The 24,805-nt window shown below is 71.4% G+C and carries 19 protein-coding genes; 11 read left to right on the top strand and 8 right to left on the bottom strand.

The window, feature by feature from the left end; genetic code table 11:
- Positions 1–46 precede the first annotated feature (46 nt).
- Both ACWEVS_RS32860 and ACWEVS_RS32855 read left to right on the top strand, forming a co-directional pair.
- Positions 47–1,078, top strand: coding sequence for a serine/threonine-protein kinase (locus ACWEVS_RS32860; RefSeq protein ID WP_452554540.1), 1,032 nt, complete (start codon positions 47–49; stop codon positions 1,076–1,078).
- 3 nt (positions 1,079–1,081) lie between these two features.
- Positions 1,082–1,441: a hypothetical protein gene (locus tag ACWEVS_RS32855; protein ID WP_452418276.1), complete on the top strand. Its 360-nt coding sequence runs from the start codon at positions 1,082–1,084 to the stop codon at positions 1,439–1,441.
- Between the two features lie 88 nt (positions 1,442–1,529).
- On the opposite strand, the gene ACWEVS_RS32850 is transcribed toward ACWEVS_RS32855, so the two are convergent.
- Together ACWEVS_RS32850 and ACWEVS_RS32845 are read right to left on the bottom strand one after the other, a co-directional pair.
- Positions 1,530–6,989, bottom strand: a complete 5,460-nt coding sequence (locus ACWEVS_RS32850) for an ATP-binding protein (RefSeq protein WP_452554538.1) — start codon at positions 6,987–6,989, stop codon at positions 1,530–1,532.
- Between the two features lie 329 nt (positions 6,990–7,318).
- On the bottom strand, positions 7,319–8,146 hold the full coding sequence (locus ACWEVS_RS32845; RefSeq protein ID WP_449928588.1) for a helix-turn-helix domain-containing protein: 828 nt from the start codon (positions 8,144–8,146) through the stop codon (positions 7,319–7,321).
- Positions 8,147–8,335: 189 nt separating this feature from the next.
- On the opposite strand from ACWEVS_RS32845, the gene ACWEVS_RS32840 reads away from it, so the two are divergent.
- The gene (locus ACWEVS_RS32840) at positions 8,336–9,082 is read left to right on the top strand and encodes an NADPH-dependent F420 reductase (RefSeq protein WP_449928590.1); all 747 of its coding nucleotides are present in this window, start codon (positions 8,336–8,338) and stop codon (positions 9,080–9,082) included.
- Between the two features lie 94 nt (positions 9,083–9,176).
- Here ACWEVS_RS32840 and ACWEVS_RS32835 read toward each other — a convergent pair whose 3' ends face one another.
- The gene (locus tag ACWEVS_RS32835; protein ID WP_452554535.1) at positions 9,177–10,496 is read right to left on the bottom strand and encodes a M14 family zinc carboxypeptidase; all 1,320 of its coding nucleotides are present in this window, start codon (positions 10,494–10,496) and stop codon (positions 9,177–9,179) included.
- A gap of 68 nt (positions 10,497–10,564) precedes the next feature.
- On the opposite strand from ACWEVS_RS32835, the gene ACWEVS_RS32830 reads away from it, so the two are divergent.
- The 5 genes from ACWEVS_RS32830 (at position 10,565) to ACWEVS_RS32810 (ending at position 15,934) form a co-directional block, all read left to right on the top strand.
- Complete coding sequence (locus tag ACWEVS_RS32830; protein ID WP_452418270.1) at positions 10,565–11,176, top strand: TetR/AcrR family transcriptional regulator; 612 nt, start codon at positions 10,565–10,567, stop codon at positions 11,174–11,176.
- 63 nt (positions 11,177–11,239) lie between these two features.
- Complete coding sequence (locus ACWEVS_RS32825; protein ID WP_452418268.1) at positions 11,240–12,673, top strand: MFS transporter; 1,434 nt, start codon at positions 11,240–11,242, stop codon at positions 12,671–12,673.
- A 2-nt stretch (positions 12,674–12,675) separates the two neighbouring features.
- Positions 12,676–13,524, top strand: coding sequence for a M55 family metallopeptidase (locus ACWEVS_RS32820; RefSeq protein WP_449928598.1), 849 nt, complete (start codon positions 12,676–12,678; stop codon positions 13,522–13,524).
- 269 nt (positions 13,525–13,793) lie between these two features.
- Positions 13,794–14,519, top strand: a complete 726-nt coding sequence (gene uppS / locus ACWEVS_RS32815; protein ID WP_452418266.1) for a polyprenyl diphosphate synthase — start codon at positions 13,794–13,796, stop codon at positions 14,517–14,519.
- A complete protein-coding gene (locus ACWEVS_RS32810) occupies positions 14,516–15,934 on the top strand; it encodes an oxygenase MpaB family protein (RefSeq protein ID WP_452418264.1) in 1,419 nt (472 codons plus the stop codon). Before uppS ends, ACWEVS_RS32810 begins: the two co-directional genes overlap by 4 nt.
- A 102-nt stretch (positions 15,935–16,036) precedes the next feature.
- Here ACWEVS_RS32810 and ACWEVS_RS32805 read toward each other — a convergent pair whose 3' ends face one another.
- A complete protein-coding gene (locus tag ACWEVS_RS32805; RefSeq protein ID WP_449928604.1) occupies positions 16,037–16,285 on the bottom strand; it encodes a hypothetical protein in 249 nt (82 codons plus the stop codon).
- A gap of 311 nt (positions 16,286–16,596) precedes the next feature.
- Here ACWEVS_RS32805 and ACWEVS_RS32800 point away from each other — a divergent pair, with 311 nt between their 5' ends.
- The gene (locus ACWEVS_RS32800) at positions 16,597–17,043 is read left to right on the top strand and encodes a Fur family transcriptional regulator (protein ID WP_354918169.1); all 447 of its coding nucleotides are present in this window, start codon (positions 16,597–16,599) and stop codon (positions 17,041–17,043) included.
- A gap of 24 nt (positions 17,044–17,067) precedes the next feature.
- Positions 17,068–19,299 carry a catalase/peroxidase HPI gene (gene katG / locus ACWEVS_RS32795; protein ID WP_449928606.1) on the top strand — a complete coding sequence of 744 codons (2,232 nt, stop codon included), beginning with the start codon at positions 17,068–17,070 and terminating at the stop codon, positions 19,297–19,299.
- A gap of 84 nt (positions 19,300–19,383) precedes the next feature.
- Here katG and ACWEVS_RS32790 read toward each other — a convergent pair whose 3' ends face one another.
- From ACWEVS_RS32790 to ACWEVS_RS32780, 3 genes are all read right to left on the bottom strand, one after another.
- Complete coding sequence (locus ACWEVS_RS32790) at positions 19,384–19,857, bottom strand: DUF6194 family protein (RefSeq protein WP_449928608.1); 474 nt, start codon at positions 19,855–19,857, stop codon at positions 19,384–19,386.
- A 119-nt stretch (positions 19,858–19,976) separates the two neighbouring features.
- On the bottom strand, positions 19,977–21,800 hold the full coding sequence (locus tag ACWEVS_RS32785; protein ID WP_452554533.1) for a glycoside hydrolase family 15 protein: 1,824 nt from the start codon (positions 21,798–21,800) through the stop codon (positions 19,977–19,979).
- A gap of 124 nt (positions 21,801–21,924) precedes the next feature.
- The gene (locus tag ACWEVS_RS32780; RefSeq protein WP_354915561.1) at positions 21,925–22,284 is read right to left on the bottom strand and encodes a DUF2203 domain-containing protein; all 360 of its coding nucleotides are present in this window, start codon (positions 22,282–22,284) and stop codon (positions 21,925–21,927) included.
- A 231-nt stretch (positions 22,285–22,515) separates the two neighbouring features.
- Between ACWEVS_RS32780 and clpX the strand changes: the two genes are divergently transcribed.
- Positions 22,516–23,778: an ATP-dependent Clp protease ATP-binding subunit ClpX gene (clpX, locus tag ACWEVS_RS32775; protein ID WP_452554531.1), complete on the top strand. Its 1,263-nt coding sequence runs from the start codon at positions 22,516–22,518 to the stop codon at positions 23,776–23,778.
- Between the two features lie 173 nt (positions 23,779–23,951).
- Here clpX and ACWEVS_RS32770 read toward each other — a convergent pair whose 3' ends face one another.
- A complete protein-coding gene (locus ACWEVS_RS32770) occupies positions 23,952–24,746 on the bottom strand; it encodes a class I SAM-dependent methyltransferase (RefSeq protein WP_452554529.1) in 795 nt (264 codons plus the stop codon).
- Positions 24,747–24,805: the final 59 nt, after the last annotated feature.

Genomic DNA, 24,805 nt, shown 5'->3' with positions numbered 1-24,805 from the left:
GGTGATCACCAACCCGCGCCCGTTAAGGCCGTCCGATCCCCTTCACGTGGCGTCGTACCGGCTCGTGGGTCTGCTGGGTGAGGGCGGGCAGGGAGCGGTCTACCTGGGCGTCGCTCCCGACGGCGGTCAGGTGGCGGTCAAGGTACTGCACGCCCGCCTCGTCCAGGACGCCGAAAGCCGCCGCCGGTTCGTCCGGGAGGTGAACACGGCGCGCAGGGTGGGACCGTTCGGTACGGCACGCGTCGTGGACGTCGACATCGAGGGAGATCAGCCGTACATCGTCAGCGAGTACATCTCCGGTGAGTCCTTGCAGCAGCTGATCAGCCGAGAGGGGCCTCGCGACGCGGGCGGGATGCGCCGCCTGATGCTGGCGACCGCGGCCGCGCTGCAGGCCATTCACGAGTCCGGCATCGTGCATCGTGACTTCAAGCCGAGCAACGTGCTGCTGGCGCTGGACGGCCCCCGGGTCATCGACTTCGGTATCGCCCGGGCGCTCGAGGGCACGACCATGCTCTCGAGCGCGATCGTCGGCACCCCTCCGTACATGTCTCCCGAACAGCTCGCGGGAAAGGACGTCGAGCCGAGCTCCGACGTGTTCTCCTGGGCCGTCACGATGGTGTTCGCGGCCACCGGCCGACCGGCCTTCGGCCAGGACAGCATTCCCGCGGTGTTCAACCGCATCCTCAACCGGCAACCCGATCTGGACGGCGTTCCGGACGAGCTGAAGGGCCTGCTCTCGGCGTGCCTGGCCAAAGACCCGCAGCAGCGCCCGAGCGCCGGCCAACTGCTGCAGCGCATCCTGGGCCATCACGAGCCGACGCTCGCCCTTCCGGCGCCGCCCTCCGCTGACCGGCCGTTCGGCCTGGCCTTCGTCGCCCAGCTCGTCGTGATGCTGGCCACTCCCGTGATCGGCTTCGCCGTCCATTACGGCTACGGCGCGGACCCGGACGGCGGCCTGTCGCCGATCCCCTTCCCGTGGGTGGACGACGGGATTCCGTTCTGGCCCGGCATGATCGCATGGATCGTCATCGGGAGCCTGATCACGCTGGCGCTGCGGTTCGCGGCGAAACGGAGCTGACACGTGGACGTCGAAGGTCTCATCATCGCCCTGTTCGCGCTGGCCGGACTCGCCGGTTCGGCCTGGCTCTTCATCGTCAAGAGGAGACGCTTCCTCTCCGAGCATCGCCTCCTGGTGGCTGTCACCGTCCTGCCGTTGCAACCGATCCTGATCACCGGGCTGGCGGTGTTGTTGATCACGCAATGGGGTCGGCTCGAGCTCAGCGGGGTGATGCTCGGCGTCCTCGCCTATGTCAACGGGCTCGTCGCCTTCGCCCTGGTCGTGGCGGTGCAGGACCTGCGACAGGCGCGACGCCGACGCGGAGTCGACCACGTCTCTTCCCCGCACCCCACCGATGGCGGGACCGGGGGGTTCCGGGGCTGACGTCGGCGGCCCCGGGCGACCGCCCGATCAGCACGATCGGGCGGTCGCCGCCGCTGGAAGGACACCTTCACGTAGCGCCGGGGTGAGGTCAGCGCAGGCGGGCCTCGATGGCCTCGATGATCCGCGGCCGCAGTTCCGCGGCGCGGATGACGGCGTCGACGGAACCCACCTCGACCGCCCGCTGGATGTTGTGCACGCGGTCGAACTCCGCGGCCACCTCGCCGAGCTTCTCCGCGCGGACCGACGAGCGGAGCTCGTCCAGCTCCGCGGTCAACGCGGCCCGGTCGGCGCCGGCGGTGGCCGCGACGCGGGCCTCCAGGTCCCGCACGCGCGGGTCGGCCGCGGTGCGGGCGTCGACCTCGCCGGAGAACACCACCGCGGCGGCGGGCGCGCCGCCGAGCACCGAGGCGAACGAGCCTTCCAGCGCGAGCACGGTCATGTTCGGGTTCAGCGCCTTCGAGAAGACCACGAACGCGCCGCCGTGGTACCGCGAGATCACGCAGAACACGATGGGCCCGCGGAAGTTCACGATCGCGCGGCCGATCTCGGCGCCGTACTCCAGCTGCAGCTTCCGCATCGACTCCGGCGAGCCGTCGAAGCCCGACAGGTTCGCCAGCACCACCAGCGGCCGGTTGCCGCTGGCCGCGTTGATCGCCCGCGCGGCCTTCTTCGACGACCGCGGGAACAGGGTGCCCGCGGTGTAGGTGTCCGGGCCGTCGGTGGGAGGGAAACCGCGCCGCGGTATCGCCCGCGACTCGATGCCGAGCAGGCACACCGGCATGCCGCCGAGATGGACGTCCTGCACCACCGCGGTCTCCGCGTCGGCCATGCCCGCCCAGCGTTCGAGCACCGGGTGGTCCTGGTCGGACAGCGCCCGCATCACGGTTCGGATGTCGAACGGCTTCTTGCGGTCCGGGTTGGCCTCGGCGGAGAAGATCTGACCGACCGAGGTGAAGTCACTGCCCGCCACAGCGTGCGGGAAGTCGGAGACGTCGCGGTCGACGGGGTCGGTCGTCGTCGCCCGCCGCGGCGCCTGCTCGCCAGGCGCGACGTAGGTGTGGTCGTAGTGCGACATCAGCACGTCGCGCGCGGCGGTCAGGTTCGGCGCCCAGTACTGCGCCTGCCCGTTCGGGCCCATCACCCGGTCGTAGCCGCCGATGCCGAAGTTGTCCTCGGCCGAGACGCCACCGGAGAAGTCGAGCGACTGCTTGCCGGTGAGCACCATCGCCGAGTCCGGCGTCATCACCAGGATGCCCTTGGTGTGCATGAGCATCGTCGCCTCGGCGTTCCAATACGGCTGCGCGCCGACGTTGATGCCCGCGACCACGATGTTGATCTCGCCGCCGTCCTGGGTGAACTCGACGATCCGCTTGAGCGCTGCGGCCACCCAGTCCATGTTCTCGGTGCCCGACGCCATGGAGATGCGCGCACCGGACGACAGCGCGTACCACTCCAGCGGCACCCGCATCCGCTCGGCCAGGTCCAGCGCGGCGATCACGCGGCGGCACTCCGGCTCCGACAGCGCGCCGAGCGACTTCGTCGGGTCGCCGAGCAGCACGACCCTGGTGAGGCCCTCGGGGTGCCGCGCGGTCGGCGTGGAGACCACGCCGGCCACGATCGCCGCGCTGTTGCGCCCCTTCGGCCGGTCGACCGGCACCAGCGCGTGGGCGTCGTCGAGGTCGTGTTCGACGAAGTCGCCGAGCAGGCCGGTCAGCTCGTACGGGTAGACCGTGTTGCGGCTGCTCGCGCGCAGGACCTTCTGCCGGTAGTCGTCGAGCGGCTCGATGGGCTCGTCCGACGGCTCGCCGATGGTCAGCTCGGTGCCGCCGGTGGCGTCGAGGGAGATGCGCACGGCGATCTTGGTCAGCTCGCCGGTCTCCTGGTCGCGCTGCCGTCCGATGAACAGGGTCTCCTCCAGCCCTGCGCCCACGGTCGTCGGCAGGACGCGCCGGGCGATCATCTCCAGCTCCGCGCGGGTGATGTTGCTGGGCGGCCAGACGTAGATCACGATCCGGTTGGTGTTGAGGCGCTTGTTCGACGGCCGCCGCGACTGGGCGCGGCGGATCGAGTCGACGCAGGCGGCGATGGTGTCCTCGGCCGTCGGCAGCGCGACCAGCCTGCCGTCGTGCTCGCGCAGCTCGGTCAGGTCACGCACCTGTGCGAACGCGACGAGGCGCTCGTCAGAACGGTTCTCCCGCGCCACGCACTGGAAGAGGTAGACCTCCTCGTCAGACGACGGCAGCCGGGTGAGGTCGAACTTGCCCAGCCGCTCCATCTGCATCCGCTGCGCGATGTACGGATGCAGACCGCGGATCAGCCGCTCCTCGGTCATGCCGGTGGCCGACGGGCGGAAGGTGAAGTGGTGGTGCATCACCGCGCCGCGGCTGCCCGCGACGGTGGCGGTGAGCCTGCGGACCTGGCTCGGCATCGGGTGCGCGCTGATCACCTCGTGCAGCGCGGCCGCCATCGCGTCGGAGTCCTCGGGCTGCTCCTCCCACGCGAGATAGATGTCGGCGTCGATGGCGTCCTCGCCGCTCGCGAGCTCGGCGAGCCCGCGCAGCGCGCTGCCCAGCGCTTCGAAGCTCACCGCGGCGGATGCCACACATGAGCCCGCGCGCTCGGCGACCACGAACGTGCAGCCCGCGCCCGCGCTGGTGCGGACACCGGTGAGAGCCTTGTTGCCGTAGTAGCGCCGGGTCAGCACCTCCAGCATGATCGTGTTGTCCAGGTCGGCGCGGATGAGCCGCTGGCCGAGCAGCCGCACCAGCGGCTCGGTGCTGCGCACCATCTCGGCGATGCGCTCGGCGCGGTCCGGGGCGTCCGGGTGCGCGTCCAGGTGGCGCAGGTGCTTGCGGACACTGGCGTAGACGCGGGCGCGGTTGCGGCGCAGCAGCGGCTGGCCGAACCAGGCGAACACCACGCCGCGCGCGAGGTCGGCGACCACGGGGAAGCGGACCTGCGTCGCGGCCACCAGCCGTTCCAGCGCGAGGCCGGCGGGCTCGCGCAGCGTCTCGTCCGGCGGCGCCTCCCGCAGCCAGGCGCGCAGCAACGTCGCGACGGCCGTGGCGTCGGCGGACGCGCGTTGCAGGGCGAGGAAGATCCGGAACACCGCGGCTTCGAGCTCGGGGGACGGCTCCAGCCCGGTGACACCGTAGTGCCCGAGCGCCTTGGCGAGCTTGTCCTGGAACGCCTGCGGCAGCCCGGCCCGCTCGACGTCGAGGCTCTGCAGGTAGGTGTGGAAGTACTCGCGGGCGCTGCGCACGTGGCCGTCGCCGCCGCCGTCCTCGCTCGCCGGCCGGTTACGGCTCAGCTCGGCGAGGTCGGCGAACACCTCGATCAGCTCGAGCTCCTCGGTCAGCGGCCGGTGGCCGTCCTCGCCGGCGGCCCGCCGCGCGGCGAGGTAGTCGTCGAGCACCCGGCTTTCGTCGTGCGGGTCGACGTCGAAGCCGAGCAGCAGGCTGCGCAGGTCCTCCTGGCCACGCGTGGTGCGCTCCCGCACCGGGACCTCCGCCGGAGCCGCGGGCAGGTCCAGCTCGACGGACGCGGCGGCCGAGGAGTGCTCGACCGCGGTGTCGGCGAGCGGCTCCAGCCGCAGCAGCGGTGCCCCCGTCTCCACCTTGCCGCCCACGGACACGACGCATTCCTTCAGCCGCGCCTTGAACGGCGCCCGCAGCACCGTCTCCATCTTCATGCTCTCGAGCACCATCACCGGCTCGCCCGCCTCGACCTCGGCGCCGACCTCCAGCGGCGTGGCCACGACCAGCGCGGGCGCCGGCGAGCGGACGACGCCGCCCTCGTCGCGGCTGACCCGGTGCGTCACGCCGTCCACCTCGATCACATGGATCGGCCCGTGCGTGCCGGTGAGCAGGCGGTACCGGGCGCCGTTGACGACGATCTGCCCGGTGTGCCGGTCGAAGCGGTCGAGCTCGACGTCGGCGGTACGGACGTCGTCACCCGCGTGGACGCCGACGCGGAAGCGATGCGCGCCGACCCGCGCGACCCGCACGCGGTAGCCGACGCCACGCAGCTTGAGGTCCAGCGGCCGGCCGCTCTCGTGCTGCACCTGCGGGCGTCCGCCGAACGCCGTCGACAGCAGCCGCTGCCGCTCGACGCGTTCCTCCTCCTCGTACGCCTCGATGGCGGCGGCCGCCAGCGCGACGCCGGAGTGGCGGTGCGAGACGAGCCTGCCCTCGCCGCGGACACGGTCGATCCAGCCGGTGTCCGCGCTGGCGTCGATCACCTCGGGCTGGTCGAGCAGGTCGAGCACGAAGCTCTTGTTCGTCGCGCCACCCTCGATGATCACCGAGGTCTGCGCCATCGCGCGGCGCAGCCGGCCGAGCGCCTCGTCGCGATCGCGGCCGTAGGCGATGATCTTCGCGATCATCGAGTCGAAGTCGGCGGGGATGGTGTCGCCCTCGCTGACGCCGGTGTCCACGCGGATACCGGGCCCGGCGGGCAGGTCCATCCGCGCGATGCGGCCCGGAGAGGGCGCGAAGTCGCGGTCGGGGTCTTCGGCGTTCAGCCGAGCCTCGATGGCGTGGCCGCGTTCCACCGGCGGGTCGCCTTCGAGCCTGCCGCCTGAGGCCACCCGCAGCTGCGCCTTGACCAGGTCGAAGCCCGTGGTGCACTCGGTGATCGGGTGCTCGACCTGCAGGCGGGTGTTGACCTCGAGGAAGGCGAAGAGCTTGTCACCGGGGTGGTAGAGGAACTCGACGGTCGCCGCGCCGCTGTAGCCGACCGCGACGGCCAGTCGTTCGGCCGACCTCTTGAGCTCGGCCGCCTGCGCGGGGCTGAGCACCGGCGACGCCGACTCCTCGATGACCTTCTGGTTGCGCCGCTGCACCGAGCAGTCGCGCACGCCGAGCGCCCACGCGGTTCCCTGGCCGTCGGCGATCACCTGGACCTCGACGTGCCGGGCGCCGGTGACCAGCCGCTCAAGGAACACGATGCCGCTGCCGAACGCCCGCGCGGCCTCCTGGCTGGTGCGCTCGTAGGCGTCGGCGAGCTCGGCGTCGCTCGTGATCACGCGGATGCCGCGCCCGCCGCCCCCCGCGGTCGCCTTCAGCATCAGCGGATAGCCGATCTCGGCCGCCGCCGCCAAGGCGGCGTCCAGGGTCTCGACCGGCCCCCGGCTCCACGGCGCGACCGGCACGCCGACCTCCTCGGCGATCAGCTTCGCGCCGATCTTGTCGCCGAGCTTGCGCATCGCCTCCGCGCTCGGCCCGACGAACGTGACCCCGATCTCGTCGCACAGCTCCGCGAACGCCGGGTCCTCCGCGACGAAGCCCCAGCCGACCCACGCTGCGTCGGCCCCGGTCTCCACCAGCGCCCGCTCCAGCACCTTCAGGTCGAGATACGGGCGCGCGGACGCGGGTCCGAGGTCGTAGGCGATGTCGGCCTCGCGCACGAACGTGGCGGTGCGGTCGACGTCGGTGTGCAGGGCGACGGTCTCGATCCGAGTCCCGGTCTCCGCGGCGATGTCCCGTACGGCGTGGATGAGCCGCATGGCGGCCTCACCACGGTTGACGATGGCGACACGACTGAACACCCGACCGAGCCCTCCTGTAGACCAACGATGTGCGCGCCGCGACACACGGCGCCCCCCGGCATTGTTCACCCTTCCGTCTACCGGGCCGGCCGCGCTATGTCGCAGACAGCGCACGCTACCCGGCCCGAGTTGTGGGAAAGCCACCAAAACCGTCGGCCGCTCCGGCCCGACCAGGGCATGTGCGAGGGGAGTGGGCGACTCCCGTCCGTCAAGGCGCCGTCACGCCTCGCGGTCGCGACCGCCGGGCTGAGCCGGGGTGGACGAGTCACCTGACCGCGGCACGCCGGCCCACCGGCCCACCGGCTCCACCGGCCCTACTGGCTACCCGGTCACCGGCTCCCGAGCTTCCGCAGTGCCTGCTCCGACGCCGAGCCCGGCTCGGCGGCGAACAGGTCCAGCCCGCAGCACGACGGCTCGTCGGGCAGCGCGATGAGCTCGCCGTGAAGGGTCAGTTCGCCCACGACCGGGTGGTGCAGCACGTACGTCCGGGACCGGACCTGCGCGACCGGGTGCTCGGCCCACATCCGCGCGAATTCCGGGCTCAGCCCCAGCATGTGGTCGATGTGCGCCGTGAGCCCGGAGTCCCCGCGATAGCGCCCGAGCAGCACGCGAAGATGCGCCACCTGGTCGCGCGCCGCCCGCTCCCAACCGGCGCGGTGCAGCTCGCGCCCGGAGGGTTCGGTGAACAGCAGGTGCGAGAGCGTGCGGCGGTCCTCAGGCAGCGCGGGGAAGTCCCCGAACACCGCCACGGCGAGCTCGTTCCAGCCGACGATCTGGGTGTGCCTGCCGACCACCAGCGCCGGCGTCATCACGAACGACTCCAGCAGGTAGCGCAACCCCGCGGGCAGAACCGGCGACTCGGTGGCCGTACACGCCAGGGGACGCCGCGCGATCCGGTGCAGGTAAGCCAGCTCGTCGGTGTCCAGGCGCAGCGCCGCACCGACGGCGTCCACGACCTCGTCCGAGACGCTGTCGCCCTTGCCCTGCTCCAGACGCGTGTAGTGGGCGATGCTCACACCCGCGAGCCGGGCCAGCTCCTCACGCCGCAGGCCCGCGACCCGGCGCGCTCCGCCGTAGTCGTGCAGCCCGACGTCCGCCGGACGCAGACGGGCACGGCGTGATTTGAGGAACTCGCTCAGCTCGGTCCGGTCGTCCACGCGACAACCCTACGTGTGAGCGTGCGGTGGGTGATCACGCCGTGAGTACGCAGGACACGGGCCTGGTCGGGTGGTCACGCCGGCTCCAGGCTGTCAGGCGAGCCCGCCACACGCGAGCGGACCGGCCTCGCCGCGCTCGCTCGCCGGCGGCTCCTCTATCGACATCCACCGAACGAACGGAGCGGAGCCGTGTCCCGAACACTCGGACTCATCGGCAGCGGAATGATCGGTTCTTCTGTTGCCCGCCTGGCCGTCGCGGCCGGCCTTGAGGTCGTCCTCAGCAATTCGCGAGGGCCCGAGACACTCGCTGATCTTGTCGCCGAGCTGGGCGAGCACGCCCGGGCGGCCACACCGGCAGAAGCCGCGCGCGCCGCCGACCTGGTGGTGGCGGCCATCCCGTTGCAGGCCTACGAACAGCTCCCCGCCGAAGCCCTGGCCGGCAAGACGGTGCTGGACACGGCGAACTACTACCCCGAGCGGGACGGCCACCTGGCCGAACTTGACGCGGGCGACCTGACCTCCAGCGCCCTGATGCAGCGCCACCTCGCGGGCTCCCAGGTGGTCAAGGCGTTCAACAACATCACCCCGCACCAGCTGGTCACCCTCGCCCGGCCCGCGGGCGCGCCGGACCGCAGCGCCCTGCCCATCGCCGGTGACGACGCGGAGGCCAAGGAAGAGGCCGCCCGGCTGCTGGACGTCCTCGGCTATGACGCGGTGGACATCGGAACGCTTGCCGCCAGCTGGCGCAGTGAACCGAACACGCCGGTGTACATCCAGCCCTATCTCGGCGAGGTGCCCGCCATGAACGTCGAGGACTTCCTCCGCTGGACTCTCCAGACTCCCGGCGTCGTCGTTCCGGCGTCACAGGTCGGCAACCTGGCCGAGACCGCGGTTCGCCAAGCGGCGGGCGAGGCCAGGCTGCCGAGCGTCGACTGACTCCGCACCCCATCGAGGCGGCGCGTCGCCGGGGTGCGGTGATCTCCTCGGCGCGCCCTTCACCCTCCGGCCGCGCCATCCCGCACGGGCGAACTCAGCAGACAGCCGTCCGCTTCGCGGACTCCGCCGCGAGCAGGGCCGCACCGAGCTGGACGGCGACCAGCGTGCGGATCGGGATCGGGGTGGCCACCGCCTCGGCCTCGGCCTCGGTGAACCATTCGTCGAAGCGCGCGCCGAGACGGGCTCGCTCGGCCCGGATGGCGGGCGTGGCGTTGCCCGCGCCGAGCTCGGCGTCGAGCATGCGCAGACAGGTCCCGGCGTACCTCAGCCGCATGCTGTGCACGAGCTGCCGGTTGCCCACCACCTCGGCCACCGTGGCGGGCCGGTCGGTGCCGGGGAAGGTCTCCCATTCGCCGATGAAGTCGTCGTGGGCGGCGACGAAGTCCTCGAGGGCGTCGCGGAAGGGCGAGCGCACCCTCAGGTCGGCCCTGACGGCGGAATGGGACCGCGCCAGCTCGGCGATCAGGGCGCGCTGCCCGGCCAGGTTGGCCTGGATCGCCTCGCTGTAGGTCTGCTCGGTGGGGGTCTGGTCGGCGACGCGGGGGTCGGCCCAGTAGGGCAGTTCGGTCACCAGGTGTAGGGCGTCGAAGCGGTCGGCGTAGTCGACGCTTCCGCCGCCGATGCCGTAGGCCGCCGCGATGTGGGCGCCTCTCGGGGTCATGTAGGCGGCCGGGCCGATCGGGACGGCGCTCGGCACCTCGGGCGGGCCCATGTGCAGCGGCAGGCCCTGGGCGGTCGCGATCGCGGTCAGGCGGGCGGCGAGCGCGGGGTCGTCCTTGCTGAGGTAGTAGAACGCGCCCTGGAGTTCGCCGTTGTGCAGGGAGTAGACGAAGGCGGGCTTGACCTCGTCCATCAGCCGCATCAGCGCCTCGGTCTCAGGCAGGGTGCGGTCGAAGAAGTAGTCCTCGCCGGCCAGCGGGAAGGTCCATTCGACCTGGTCGGCTTCGGCGGGGCGGTAGAAGTGCTCGGCGTAGGCGCGGCGGTCGCTCGGCCGCGAGTACCAGCCCTCGTTGAGCCGGGCGCCGTCGGGGTCGGCGCACGGGACGAGGTGCCAGCGGTAGCCGAAGTCCTCGCGCAGCGAGGCGTCCTCGACGAGCTGGCGCAGCAGGCTGCTGACGGTGAGCGCGCCGATGGGCTCGTTGGGGTGGGGCCCGCCGATGATCACGGCGTCGTGAGGGCCGGAGCCGATGGTGGCCGCGCGCAGCGGCTCACCCAGCCGCGAGGTGCCGATGCGGCGCAGCCGTACCAGATCGGGGTGGGCGGCGGCCAGCTCGTCGAGCTCGGCATGCATCTGGTCCACGGTGGGGAACGCGGTGTAGTCGGGCACTCGGCTCATGTGGTGGGTGACGTCCATCTCCGACCTCCTGATAAACTGGATTATTCTAGTAAACCAGATTATCTTTACGGCATGCAGGAGATGTCATGCGGCTGACCAGAGCGGAAAGTAAAGCGGCCAACAAGCGCGCGCTGCTCGAGGCGGCGCGCGAGATCGTCGGCCGGGACGGCTCCAAGGCGAAGCTCGAGGACATCGCCGAGCTGGCCGGCCTGACCACCGGCGCGGTCTACTCACTGTTCGGCGGCAAGAACGACCTGATGGTCGCCATGGTCGACGACTACACCGGGCCGCTCGACCTGCGTTCGGTCGAGGCCGCCGCGCCCGGCATGCCGCTGGAGGAGATCGTGGCCGAGGTCGCCCGCGGGTTCCTGCGCATGTCGGCCGACCCCGAGGCCACCGGCAAGCTCCTGTTCGAGACGCGGGTGCTCGACCTCGTACTCAACGATCCGGCACTGCTCGGCAAGCTCAACGCCTCGACCAGGTCGATCGAGGCCGGGCTCGCCGCGCTGTTCACCGGCAGTGCGTACGGCGGGGCGCCCGTCACGGCCGAGCAGGCGGTGCGCCTGGCCCGCGCGCTCAAGGCTCTGCTGTCCGGGCTCGGGCTGGCCGCCGTGCTCGGCACCCACGACGGCTCCGAGGAGTTCTTCGTCGCCACCGCGCAGGCGCTGATCACGCATGAGGTGCTCGGCCCGGCCTGAACCACGGCCGAGGGTTCGGGGGGAACACGCGGCCACACATCACCCCACCCGAAAGGCACGACCATGCGCAGATCCGGCTTCGGCGTCATCGGTGCGCCGGTGTTGTTCATCGGCGTTCTCCAACTGTTGGAGATCATGCTCTCGCCCGCGCTCCCGCTCATCCAGCAAGACCTGTCGGCCCCGCCCGGCGCGCTCGCGTGGATCTTCACCGGCTCGCTGATCAGTTCGGCGATCAGCACCCCGATCGTCGGCCGCCTGGCCGACATGTACGACAAACGCCTGCTGCTGCTCGTCGTGATGGCGATCAGCAGTGCCGGAGTGCTCATCGCCGGCCTGGCGCCCAACGTCACCGTGCTGATCGTGGGCATGGCGGTGGAGGGCGTCTGGCTGGGCGTGCTGCCCCTGACCGTGGGGCTGTTCCGCGACACCCTCGAGCCCGAGCGGGGCGCCACCGGCAACGGCCTGGTCATCGGCGTGTCCGCCCTGGCCGGAACGCTCGGTCTCATCCTCGCCGGGCCGATCACCGCGGCGCTCGGCTACCGGTCGCTGTTCTTCCTGACTCTGGCCGGTGCGCTGGTGGCCGGGCTCTGGGCCTGGCGCGTGGTGCCCGCGACGTCCCGCGCGGCCTCCGGGCGGGTCGACTGGGCCGGCGGGCTGCTGCTCGCCGGCGGGCTCGCCGTGCTGATGCTGGGCCTGACCGCCGCCTCCAGCTGGGGCTGGACGGCTCCCGCCACCCTTGCCCTGTTCGCGGCCGCGGCGCTGACGCTGGGCCTGTGGGCGGTCGTCGAGCTGCGCACCCGAGACCCGCTCGTGGACCTGCGGCTGCTGGCCGGGCGCTCTCCCGCCGGAGTGACCGCGATGGGGTTCGTGTTCGGCTTCGCCTCCTTCGGGCTCGTGGTCGCCCTGCCGATGATGCTGTCGCTGCCCGTCGAGACCGGGTACGGCCTGGGCGCCGACACGCTGTGGATCGGGATCTACATGGTCCCGCTGGGCGTCGCGGGCACCCTGATCGCGCCGCTGGTCGGGCCGATGACCAGGCTGCTCGGGCGGCGCACCGTGCTGGTGCTCGGCAGCGCGCTCGTCTCGGCCGGCACCGCCGTGCTGGCCTTCTGGCACTCCTCCCCGTGGCAGATCGTGGCCGGGGTGACGATCACGGGACTGGGCCTGTCCATCGGCCTCACCGCCGGGCTCAACGCCGTGGCCGCCGACGTGCCCGCCGACCGCGCGGCCGGCGTCAGCGGCGTGGTCTTCTTCGTCAAGAGCATCGGCGGCACCTTCGGAGCGATGCTCGGCGGCATGGTGCTGGCGGCCGGCACGGTGGCGGGAGTGCCCACCGAGAGCAGCTTCGTCGAGACCTTCCTGCTGTCGGCGGTGCTCGCCCTGCTTGCCGTCGGCGCCGCCCTGGTGATCCCCGCCGTTGGACAGCAGGCCCAAGGCGGGGGCGAAGCTTCGGCCCCGACGACAAAGCCCGCCGTTCACCCGAGTGAAAGCCTGTGACGATGGCAAAGGTTTACATCTCCATCGACATGGAGGGCGTGACGGGCATCGCCACCATGGACCAGGTGGTCCGCGGCGGTCACGGCTACCCCCGGTCGCAACGGCTCATGACCGCCGAGGCCAACGCCGCCATCGAGGGGGCGTTCGCGGCCGGGGCCGAGAGCGTCCTGGTCAACGACAGCCACGGCACCATGGACAACCTCCTGCACGACGAACTCGACCCGCGGGCCCGGCTGATCTTCGGCTCGCCCAAGCTGGACTGCATGGCCGAGGGCATCTCGGCCGAGCACGACGTGGCGATGTTCCTCGGCTACCACGCCGCCGCCGGTTCGCCCGGCGTGCTCGCGCACACCTTCTCCTCGCACTTCCTCGGGGTACGCCTCAACGGCAGGCCCGTCTCCGAGGCGGAGGTCAACGCGCTGCAGGCGGCCGCGGTCGGCGTCCCGGTGGGGTTGCTCACCGGTGACGACGTCATCTGCGGCGTCGCGGAGAAGGCGTTCCCCGGCGTGCGTACGGTCGCCGTCAAGGTCGCGCACGGGCACACCGCCGCGGACAGCCTCTCACCCGCCGAGGCCAGGCGGCAGATCCGGGAGGCGGCGGCGGAGGCCGTACGGGGGGCCGGGGAACTGGCGCCGCTCCAGCTGCCGGAGGTGCTCGAGCTCGAGATCGACATGCCCAGCGCGCCCGCGGCCGAGCTGGGGGCGCTGGTCCCGGGCGTGCGCCGGGTCGCCGACAAGACGCTGGCCGCCACCTTCGGCACGCCCACGGAGGTGCTGGGCTGCGTGACGGTCTGCTACCACCTCGCCGCCGACGCCATGATCAGCCGGATGGCCCTGTACGGCCGCCGCTAGCCCGGCCGCCGGTCCGCCGCCGGCGGGATGAGCCGCGCGGAGTGACAGGGGGTGACCTGCTCGCCCCCTGTCACCGGCACGCCGGACACCGCCCGCCACCCCGACGTGCTGGCCGCCCGGCGTCGGGAACGCGCCCGTATCCGCGGTGACGAACAACGACGTCGGGGCCGACCGTCCGCCCGAGCGGCCTGATCACTCAACCCGGTTGGTCACCGCACTGGCCGACACGATGAGTAATGCTATAGTCACATCCAGCTATGGAGGTGGTCATGGCCGTGCCGCGTCACGTGGCCTGTGTGATGGACGGGAACGGCCGTTGGGCCGCGCAGCGGTCGCTGCCGCGCACCGCGGGCCACGAGGCCGCCGAGGCCGCGGTGATGGACGTCATCGAGGCGGCGCGCTCCTCCGGGGTCACCTGGCTGAGCCTGTACGCCTTCTCCACGGAGAACTGGCGGCGGCCGTCCGGCGAGGTCGACATCCTCATGCGGCTCGTCCGACGGGCCATTCGCAAACACGCGCCGGTGCTGCACGCGCGGGGTGTCCGCTGCAGATTCCTCGGCATGAGCGATCCGCGCATCCCGGCACCGCTGGTCCAGGACATCACCGACCTGATGACGCTCACCCGCGACAACAAGCGCATGACGCTGACCGTCGCCTTCGACCACGGCGGGCGCCGCGACATCGTGGAGGCCGCGCGGTCGCTGATCCGTTCCGCGACGCCGGCCGACCAGGTCACCGAGGCCAGCTTCGCCGAGCACCTGCCGTACGCCGACACGCCCGACGTCGACCTGGTCATCCGCACCTCCGGCGAGCAGCGCATCTCCAACTTCATGCTCTGGCAGGTGGCCTACGCCGAGTGGGTCTTCCCCCAGGTGCTCTGGCCCGACTTCCGCGCGACCCACTTCTGGGAATGCCTTGGCGCCTACTTCCGGCGCCAGCGCCGGTTCGGCGACGTACGCCAGCCCACCCTCATGACAGGAGAGGACCCTCGATGAGCCAGACCACCCCGGAGGATAACGTCGACGTCTTCGGGCCCGACTCCATCCTGCGTCGCCTGGTCAAAGAGGCGCGCTGGGGTCTCGCGGTGACCAGGGCCACCCTGCTGGAAGCCGCCTACCCGCCGATCGGCGCGGCCCTGATGGAGAACTCCACGTTCCTGACGCACCCGTGGCGACGCCTGCGCAACACCACGATGAGCTCGCGGCGCATCCTCGACCCCGACCCGCGCGTACGCGACCGCGAAGCGGCCCGGCTCAACCGCCTCCACGCCCGCATGTCCGGCACCGACGCGCAGGGCCGCCCCTACGACGCGACCGACCCCGAGGCGCGCGCCTGGGTGGTGGCGACCCTGTTCGAGTCGACGGTGACGATGTGCCGGCTGAGTGGCGAGGCGCTCGACGCCGAGACGATGCGACGGCTCTACGACGAACACCGCACGTTCCTGGCCCTGATCGACGGCACCAGCGACCATCTCCCCGCGACGCTGCCGGAGTTCTGGTCCTACTACGACGACGTCATCGCCCACCGCCTGGAGAACAACGAGGCGGTGGGGGTCATCCTCTACCGGCTCTTCGCCAACGTGCCCGCACCTCCGGTGCTGCGCGGCCATCCCGCGGTGTGGACCGCGGGCCGGGCCGTGGCAAGCCCGGTGGTCACCGCGATCACCATCGCCTCGCTCCCCGAAGCCTTCAGCCGGCGCGTCGCCCTGCCCGATCTGCCGGGAGCCAGGACGCTCATGCAGGCCGCGTATCTGAGCGCCGCACTCGCCACGCGCTACCTGCCGGAAAGCTGGACGCGGGTGGAGTTCTTCATGGGTCTGCTGGACCCCTCCCACGAGGGCGCCGGCCCATGGGAGGCCGTACGCCGCCAGGCCGGCAAGGCCGCGGCCCTGGCACGTCTTCTCACCCCCGCCTCCGACGAGGACGACCAGGTGGTCCGATCGGCCGACCGGTTCTTCGCCGAGGTCCTCGACCAGACCGGCGACGGCTACCTGCGCTGGCCCGATCTGGCCGCCATGGCCAGAGAGATCGCCACGCGGCTCGACCTGGGCGAGCAGGAGGAGGAGCGGCTGTTCCAGGCGTACGCCGCCTGGTGGCGCGAGCTGCAGACCGCTCTCGACAGCGACGGCGACGGACGCGTCACCCGCCACGAATACGCCGCCGCGGCCGCCTGCCTGCCCGGCTCCGGGCTCATCAGGATCGCCGACGTGCTGTTCGACGCCACCGACGCCGACGACGACGAGAAGATCGACGCCGAGGAATACCGCAACCTGTTCCGTACGGCCTTCCACCGCGACCTGACCGACAGCGGCGGCAGCTACTCACGCAGCGCCTTCGTCAGGCACTTCGTCTCCTTCATGTCCGGGCAACAGCACTCGAACGCCTACACCTCGCTCCTTTCCCAGGGGTGACCGTACGGGGTCGGCCGGAACGACAGGTGGTTGACATGCCGCCCGACCTGCGCGAACAGCCCGGCGCCTGTGGGCCTGCACGTGTCCTGACCTGCCAGGGCGTTACGGCACCACGAGGTTGATGGCCACACCGACGGGGACGGACCAGACGGCACCGGCAAGGATGTAGCCCCACTGCCGGCGGCGTTCGGCCTTGATGGACTTCCTGGTCTCACCGAGCAGAATCTGCCGGATCTTCTCGGCTTGCTCGGCATCGGCTTCGAGTAGCCGCTGCTGCTCCTCGGCCTGCCGCACCGGCAGGTCGCGGGCCTCCTGCTGCGCCTGTACGTCGCGGCGCAGTTCGTCCATCACGGTGGCGGCTGTCGCCGGTGCCGCGGTCACCGGTGCCGCGCGCCGGCATGTCGGCGATTCCCCTTGTCTCCTCCCGCCTGGCGTGCGATGTGTTCGCCCAGCAGAGCAAGGGCTCGCCGCCGTGTTCGCGCATGCCTGCCGGCAGCCGGTCCCGCGCTCGGGGTTGTGGTGAATGGCAGGGCCGAGCCCCTCGGCCACGGCGCGCTGCGAGGTGGCGGAACCCACCGGTCGGCCGGATTGCCTGATGCAGGACTAACTTGGACAATTCATTATCTTGTGTGATTCGTGTTTATGGCGGTAGGTTGGGCGCTATGTCCGCATCCCAGACTCCGACCACCGCCGAGGAGCTGCGCGGTGCCGGCCTGCGGGTGACGGCCGCTCGCGTCGCGCTGCTCGAGACCGTCAGGAACGGTGACCACCTCGACGTCGAGGCCGTCGCCTCCGGGGTGCGCGAGCGCGTCGGCCACATCTCACTCCAAGCCGTGTACGAGGCCCTCCACGCGCTGACCGCGGCGGGGCTCGTGCGCCGCATCGAACCGCCCGGCAGCCCGGCCCTGTTCGAGGGACGCGTCGGGGACAACCATCACCATCTCGTGTGCCGGTCGTGCGGTGCCGTCGCCGACGTCGACTGCGCGGTCGGTCACGCCCCCTGCCTGACCGCCTCCCAGGACCACGGTTTCGCGATCGACGAGGCCGAGGTCATCTACTGGGGCCTGTGCCCCGACTGTTCCACCGCCCGCAGTGCCTCAGCACAGTGATCTGAATAGTCCGGAAGGATTCCCATGTCTGAGAACCACGACGCCATCGTCACAGACGCGAAGACCGAGGGTGAAGGTGGCTGCCCGGTCGCGCACGGGCGCGCCCCGCACCCGACTCAGGGTGGCGGGAACCGCCAGTGGTGGCCGGAGCGGCTCAACCTGAAGATCCTCGCCAAGAACCCCGCTGTGGCGAACCCCCTTGGCGACGGGTTCGACTACGCCGAGGCGTTCAAGAGCCTCGACCTTCCTGCCGTCAAGCGGGACATCGCGGAGGTGCTGACGACCTCGCAGGACTGGTGGCCGGCCGACTTCGGCCACTACGGCCCGTTCATCATCCGGATGGCCTGGCACAGCGCGGGCACCTACCGGATCAGCGACGGCCGTGGCGGCGCGGGGGCCGGCCAGCAGCGCTTCGCCCCGCTCAACAGCTGGCCGGACAACGGCAACCTCGACAAGGCCCGCCGCCTGCTGTGGCCGGTCAAGAAGAAGTACGGCAAGAAGCTCTCGTGGGCCGACCTCATGATCCTCGCCGGTAACGTCGCCCTGGAGACCATGGGCTTCGAGACCTTCGGCTTCGCCGGCGGTCGTGCCGACGTGTGGGAGCCCGACGAGGACGTCTACTGGGGTCCCGAGACCACCTGGCTCGGCGACCAGCGCTACAGCGGCGACCGCGAGCTGGAGAACCCGCTCGGCGCGGTCCAGATGGGCCTCATCTACGTCAACCCGGAGGGGCCGAACGGCAACCCGGACCCGCTCGCCGCGGCCCGCGACATCCGTGAGACCTTCCGCCGGATGGCGATGAACGACGAGGAGACGGTCGCCCTCATCGCGGGCGGTCACACCTTCGGCAAGACCCACGGCGCGGGCCCGTCGGACCACGTCGGCCCCGACCCCGAGGCCGCCCCGATCGAGGAGCAGGGCTTCGGCTGGAGGAGCACCTTCGGCACCGGCAAGGGTGGCGACACGATCACCAGCGGTCTCGAGGGCATCTGGACCAACACCCCGGTGACGTGGGACAACAGCTTCTTCGAGATCCTGTTCGGCTACGAGTGGGAGCTGTTCAAGAGCCCCGCCGGCGCCCACCAGTGGCGGCCGAAGGACGGCGCAGGGGCGGGTACGGTCCCCGACGCCCACGACCCGTCGAAGAGCCACGCCCCGACGATGCTCACGACCGACCTCTCGCTGCGCGTGGACCCGATCTACGAGCAGATCTCGCGACGCTTCCTGGAGAACCCGGACGAGTTCGCGGACGCCTTCGCTCGTGCGTGGTTCAAGCTGACCCACCGCGACATGGGCCCGGTCGCGCGCTACCTCGGCCCGGAGGTCCCGTCCGAGACGCTGCTGTGGCAGGACCCCCTTCCCGCGGTGACGCACGAGCTCGTCGACGCCGAGGACATCGCCGCTCTCAAGGGCCGGATCCTCGCCTCGGGCCTGTCGGTGCCGCAGCTGGTGTCCACCGCGTGGGCGTCGGCAGCGTCCTTCCGCGGCAGCGACAAGCGCGGCGGCGCCAACGGCGCGCGCGTCCGCCTCGAGCCGCAGAGCGGGTGGGAGGTCAACGACCCCGACCAGCTGGCGACGGTGCTGCGCACCCTGGAGGGCATCCAGCAGGACTTCAACGCCGCCCAGACCGGCGGCAAGCGGGTCTCTCTCGCCGACGTGATCGTGCTCGCCGGTGGCGCGGCCGTCGAGCAGGCCGCCAAGCAGGCCGGCTTCGACGTCGCGGTCCCCTTCACGCCGGGCCGCGTCGACGCCGCGCAGGAGCAGACCGACGTGGAGTCGTTCGCCGCGCTCGAGCCGACCGCCGACGGCTTCCGCAACTACCTCGAGAAGGGCAACCGGCTCCCGGCCGAGTACCTGCTGATCGACCGGGCGAACCTGCTGACCCTCAGCGCCCCGGAGATGACGGTCCTCGTCGGCGGCCTGCGCGTCCTGGGCGCGACCCACCAGCAGTCGCCGGTGGGTGTCCTCACCTCGACCCCCGGGTCGCTGACCAACGACTTCTTCGTCAACCTGCTCGACCTGGGCACGACGTGGAAGGCGACCTCCGAGGACGCGAACACCTTCGAGGCTCGCGACTCGGCCACGGGCGAGGTCAAGTGGACCGGCAGCCGTGTCGACCTGGTCTTCGGGTCGAACTCCGAGCTGCGGGCGCTCGCGGAGGTCTACGCGAGCGATGACGCGAAGGAGAAGTTCGTGAACGACTTCGTCGCGGCGTGGGACAAGGTGATGAACCTCGACCGGTTCGACCTGGTCTGATCGTGACGTCCAGGCCGGCCGGCGCCGGCCGGCCTGGACGCCTCGCGACACCGGGCCGGCGACGGCTGCCGGCGGCCCGACTGGTCAGCGGCCGGGACGGTAACGCTTGGCCGCCCTGGCGTGCGCCTCGTTCAGCAGCGTGTACGCCTGCCCGCCGGTCGCCTCGCCGGGGTTGAGGACGCAGATCCATCCCTGGACGGCGTACAGCGGGTGCGGGATGATCCGGTCGGTCACCGTGTAGTCGACGCCGGCGTGGTGGTCGGCGTGGGCCGCGGGCGGGTAGCCGATCAGCTCCTCGAAGGCGGCCCGGCCGACGGCGATGTTCAGCCGGAACACGCCGGGCCGGTCGAGGCCGGAGGCGCTGTCCCAGCCGGGGTAGTCCTTGACGACGACCGTCGCGTACGGCAGGCGTCCGTCGGTGGGCATCGTCCCCTCGGGGGCGTAGAAGAAGAAGGTGTCCCCCCATGCCGCCTCGGGGGTGCCGTTGTCCTCGCCGGCGGTGATGGCGACGGTGGCGGGCAGGCCGCTGACGAAGTCGATGATGTCGTTCTCGGTCACGCTCGGACGGGTCCTTTCGGAGTCGGGTTCCCTCCCTTCAAGTGTTTCATTGAACTCCTTCTTGGGACTTTTCGTGCTTTCTGCCGGGACTCCGGCCGGAAAACCCTCAACCGGCGCTGTCAGCCGAGCGCGCGGTCGAGGTTGAAGGCGGCGCTGATCAGCGCCAGATGGGTGAACGCCTGCGGGAAGTTGCCGAGCTGCTCGCCGGTGTGCCCGATCTGCTCGGCGAACAGGCCGACATGGTTGGCGTAGGTGAGCATCTTCTCGAAGGCCAGCCGGGCCTCGTCCAGACGTCCGGCGCGGGCGAGCGCCTCGACGTACCAGAACGAGCAGATCGAGAACGTGCCTTCCATGCCCTGCAGGCCGTCCGGGCTGGCCTGCGGGTCGTAGCGGTAGACCAGCGAGTCGGACACCAGATGGTTGCCGAGAGCGGTGAGGGTGGACATCCACTTCGGGTCGGTGGGCGCCGAGAACTTGGCCAGCGGCATCATCAGCACCGAGGCGTCGAGGACGTCGCCGTCGAGATACTGGGCGAAGGCCTCCAGGTCGCCCGACCAGCCGCGGCGCATGATCTGCCGGTAGATCGTGTCGCGGGTCCGCTGCCAGCGGGCCAGATCGGCGGGCAGCCCGCGGTGGTTGGCCAGGCGGATGGCGCGCTCGATGGCCACCCAGCACATCAGCCGCGAGTACAGGAAGTTCTTGCGGCCGCCGCGGGTCTCCCACACGCCCTCGTCGGGCTGGTCCCAGTTGTCGCACACCCAGTCGACCAGGGTGCCGACGTAGTCCCAGTCGTCGCTGGAGATTGGTTTGCCCCACTTGTCGTAGAGGTAGATGGCGTCGACGAGCGCGCCGTAGATGTCGAGCTGCAACTGGTCGACGGCGGCGTTCCCGACCCGGACCGGCCACGATCCCTGGTAGCCCTCGAAGTTGTCGAGCAGGCGTTCCGGCAGGTCGCCGCGCCCGTCGATGCCGTACATGATCTGCAAGGGACCGGGCGTGCCGGGCGTGCAGGTGCACACGCTGGTCGTCAGGAAGCGCATGAACGCCGCGGCCTCCCCGGTGAAGCCGAGCCTGAGCAGCGCGTAGACGCAGAACGCGGCGTCGCGCACCCACACGTAGCGGTAGTCCCAGTTGCGCTCGCCGCCGATCGACTCCGGCAGGCTGGTGGTCGGCGCGGCCACGATGCCGCCGGTCGGGGCGTACGTGAGCAGCTTCAGCACCAGCGCCGACCGGTGCACCATCTCGCGCCAGCGGCCGCGGTAGCGCGAGGTGGACAGCCAGCGCCGCCAGAAGGCGACGGTGGCGGTGAACTGCTCCTCGGCCTCGGTGGTCGCGCACGAGCGCGGCGCGACTCCGTCGCCGACCCGGTCGAGGGCGAAGACGGCGTGCTCACCCTCCTGGAGTTTGAACTCCGACCACACGTCCGTGCCGTCTGCTTCCATCGGCACGGTGGCGGTCAGCGCCAGCGACAGGGAAGGCGTCTCGAAGACGGCCTGGCTGTGCGCCAGGCGGAGGGTGTGCTGCTCGCTTCCGTAGCCGAACCGCGGCGCTATCCGCGCCCGGAAGGGGAGCGCGCCCCGCACGCAGGTCACCCGGCGGATGAGCCGGTGGCGGTCGTGCTCGAGCGCCTCGTCGGCGACGGGCATGAAGTCCTGGATCTCGCCGACGCCGTCATTGGCGTAGAAGCGGGTGATCAGGACGTTGGTGTCGGGGAAGTAGAACTGCTTGGTCCTGGCCGGCACGTCGGCGGCCAGTTCGAACGAGCCGCCCCGCTCGCTGTCGAGGAGCGAGGCGAACACGCTGGGGGAGTCGAACCGGGGACAGCAGTACCAGTCGATCGTGCCGTTCGTGCCGACCAGCGCGGTCGTGCGCAGGTCGCCGATCAGGCCGTGGTCGGCTATCGGCAGGTATCGGGAGTTCTCGCCGGGGATCGCAGTGGCCACCGGGGCCTCCTCGCGGTTTCGAGTGGTCCGACGGTCAAAGCCTAGGAAAGCGGGTCGCCGGGCCGGGTCTGCGTCACGTCAAGGACTCGGCAGGGTTTGGCCTCGCCGCGACCACCACCGCGACTTAGAGCGGGCGACGGCCGGGAAAGCCCAGTTCGGTGCGGTGGTACCAGGACAGCTCGCGTTCGCCCTCGATCCAGCACAACCGCACCGATCGCCCGTCCAGCACCGACGGGAAGTCCACCAGGATCGGCGCGATGCCCTTCACCTCGACCCCCTGCTGCGTCCAGCCGGTGAGGATCTCCTCGATACGGGCCTCGATGCCCTTCAGCTCGGCGAGCCCGCCCAGCGGCGAGGCGCCGTGCTGCTCGCGGTCGTGGGCGATCTCGGCCAGGTCGGCGCGGGCGGCGACCAGCTCTCGGGCCTCCTCGATGATCACGGGCAGCAGCGCGCGGGCCTCGTCGAGGGTGAAGGTCCTGTCCATGACGGCACGCTACCGGCTCGGGCCGGAGGCGCGGATCCGCGGCCCGCCCGTGTTGCCGTGGCGAGGGATCCACGGTAGCGTCGCGCTTCGAATGATCTCAACATCTGAATGTTCATGACATTTGAAAAGAGGGACTCCGTGACCCGGGGGATCGACTTCACCCGTCCTGAGCCGCTGCCCGACCCGGGCCTCCGGCAGGTGCCCGCGCTCCCGACGACCGTCTGACGCGCGATGGCCCACGCAGGAAGCCGGGACGCGGCGCTGAGGTGCGCGTTCTGCGGCAAGCCCCAGAAGCAGGTCAAGAAGCTCATCGCGGGTCCGGGCCGCATCTGCATCTGCGACGAGTGCGTCGAGGTGTGCACCGAGCTCGTCGACGACGACCTCGACCCCGCCGGCGCGCCGCCCAGGCCGCCGAAGCCGCGGGAGATCCACGCCTTCCTCGACCAGTACGTCATCGGGCAGGACCGGGCCAAGCGCACGCTAGCCGTGGCCGTGTACAACCACTACAAGCGTGTCAACACGCGATCACGCCAGGGCGGGCGCGACGAGCGGGTCGAGCTCGGTAAGTCCAACATCCTGCTGATCGGCCCCACGGGCTGCGGCAAGACCCATCTCGTCCATACGCTGGCCCGCATGCTCGACGTACCCTTCGCGACGGCCGACGCCACCGCGCTCACCGAGGCCGGGTACGTCGGGGAGGACGTCGAGACCATCCTGGCCAAGCTGCTCCACGCGGCCGGCAACGACGTGCGCAAGGCCGAGCGCGGCATCGTCTACATCGACGAGATCGACAAGATCACGCGCAGGAGCGAGCACGCGTCGCTCACCCGGGACGTCTCCGGCGAGGGTGTCCAGCAGGCACTGCTGAAGATCCTCGAAGGGACCGTCGTCAGTGTGCCCCCGCTGACCGGCCGCAAGCACCCGCAGGAGGAGTACGTCCGGATGGACACCACCGACGTGCTGTTCGTCGCCGGCGGCGCCTTCTCCGGGCTCGAACCGATCATCGACCAGCGGGCGGGGCGCGGGGCCGCCGGGTTCGGCGCCACGGTCCGCGGGGAGACGGAGCCCGACCCGTTCGCCGAGGTCATGCCGCAGGACCTGCGGCGGTTCGGGCTGATCCCCGAGTTCGTCGGCCGCCTGCCGGTCGTGGCCACCTTCCAGCCACTGGACGGGACGGCGGTGGCGCGGATCCTCACCGAGCCGCGCAACGCGCTGATCAGGCAGTACCAGCGGCTGTTCGAGATGGACGGCGTGGCGCTGGACTTCGCCGACGGCGCCGTCGAGGCGATCGCCGAGCTGGCGCTGCTGCGCCGTACCGGGGCCAGGGCGGCGCGCGCGATCCTCGAGGAGGTGCTGCTCGGCGTCATGTACGAGATCCCGGGCCGGGATGACGTGGCGCGCGTGGTGATCGGGCGCGACACGGTGCTCCGCAACGCCGGCCCGACCCTGGTGCCGCGCTCCGACGACGGGCGCAGCCACCGCCGGTCGGCCTAGCGGCGGCTATGCTCGCGCCGCGCACCATCGACGCCGCCGACGGTCGGGCCTGCGGGCTCGCGCCGCCGAGGTCACCGACGGTCGGCCTCTGGGCTCGCGCCGCGCACCATCGAGGTCGCCGACGGTCGGGCCTGCGGGCTCGCGCCGTGCCGCCGGGGTCGCCGACGGCCGGTCTAAGGGGTCGCGCCGCGGACCGCCCAGGCCCGGGCGGGCAGCGTGATCGACCCGTCGGCCGCCACCGGGAGCCGCTCGCGCAGCCGGTCCCGCAGGGCCGTCCGGTGCGCCTCGGACAGGGACGCGGCGTACGCCGGCGCCGGGCCCTGAGCGCCGAGGAACGGCCCCCAGTAGTCGTCGAAGTCCGCGAACACCGCGGCCACCTCGATCGGCTCGACCAGCACGTCGCTCAGCCCGGCGCCGGCCCACAACGCGCGCAACGGCTCCGGCCGGCAGAGCGGGAACCGGGTCCCTTCGTCCAGCGCCTCCGCGTCCGGATCGAGTTCGACGGCGGCCGCCCAGAAGGCCCGGAGGATCGCCATCCGGCCGGAGTAGTCCCAGACGTACGCCGCGACCGTCCCGCCCGGCGCGGTCACCCGGGCCAGCTCGGCCACGGCCGCCGGCGCGTCCGGCACGAAGTTCAGCACCAGCCCGCTGACCGCGACGTCGAACCGCCCGTCCTCGAACGGCAGCGCCCCCGCCTCGGCGGCCGCGAACCGGACCAGCGGATCGGTGACCAGCTCCCGCGCGTGCCTGACGAATCCGTGCGACGGATCGACCCCGACCACCTCGGCCGGCGCGGCGGCGCCCGGCACCGCGGCGGCCAGCGCGCCGGTGCCGCAGCCGACGTCCAGCCAGCGCCGGCCGGCCGGTACGGCGAGCCACGAGACGAACGCCGCGGCCACCATCCGGCTCCACCGGCCCATGTAGCGCTCGTACGCCTCGCCGACCTGCCAGATCCTCCTCCCGCCCATGGTGTGACGCTACGCCGGCGGGCCGGGCGCCGGCTCGCCGGGCGCCATGCCGCGGCCCT

This window comes from Nonomuraea sp. NPDC003754 (assembly GCF_053605785.1).
This window is presented reverse-complemented; position numbering and strand designations above follow the sequence as displayed.

Bases quoted from the DNA above. Each gene is read 5' to 3' on its own strand.
- ACWEVS_RS32830 (WP_452418270.1), top strand. From the start codon at position 10,565: ATGCGGCTGACCAGAGCGGAAAGTAAAGCGGCCAACAAGCGCGCGCTG.
- ACWEVS_RS32770 (WP_452554529.1), bottom strand. From the start codon at position 24,746: ATGGGCGGGAGGAGGATCTGGCAGGTCGGCGAGGCGTACGAGCGCTAC.
- ACWEVS_RS32835 (WP_452554535.1), bottom strand. From the start codon at position 10,496: ATGGACGTCACCCACCACATGAGCCGAGTGCCCGACTACACCGCGTTC.
- ACWEVS_RS32800 (WP_354918169.1), top strand. From the start codon at position 16,597: ATGTCCGCATCCCAGACTCCGACCACCGCCGAGGAGCTGCGCGGTGCC.
- clpX (WP_452554531.1), top strand. From the start codon at position 22,516: ATGGCCCACGCAGGAAGCCGGGACGCGGCGCTGAGGTGCGCGTTCTGC.
- katG (WP_449928606.1), top strand. From the start codon at position 17,068: ATGTCTGAGAACCACGACGCCATCGTCACAGACGCGAAGACCGAGGGT.
- ACWEVS_RS32780 (WP_354915561.1), bottom strand. From the start codon at position 22,284: ATGGACAGGACCTTCACCCTCGACGAGGCCCGCGCGCTGCTGCCCGTG.
- ACWEVS_RS32820 (WP_449928598.1), top strand. From the start codon at position 12,676: ATGGCAAAGGTTTACATCTCCATCGACATGGAGGGCGTGACGGGCATC.
- ACWEVS_RS32825 (WP_452418268.1), top strand. From the start codon at position 11,240: ATGCGCAGATCCGGCTTCGGCGTCATCGGTGCGCCGGTGTTGTTCATC.
- ACWEVS_RS32810 (WP_452418264.1), top strand. From the start codon at position 14,516: ATGAGCCAGACCACCCCGGAGGATAACGTCGACGTCTTCGGGCCCGAC.
- uppS (WP_452418266.1), top strand. From the start codon at position 13,794: ATGGCCGTGCCGCGTCACGTGGCCTGTGTGATGGACGGGAACGGCCGT.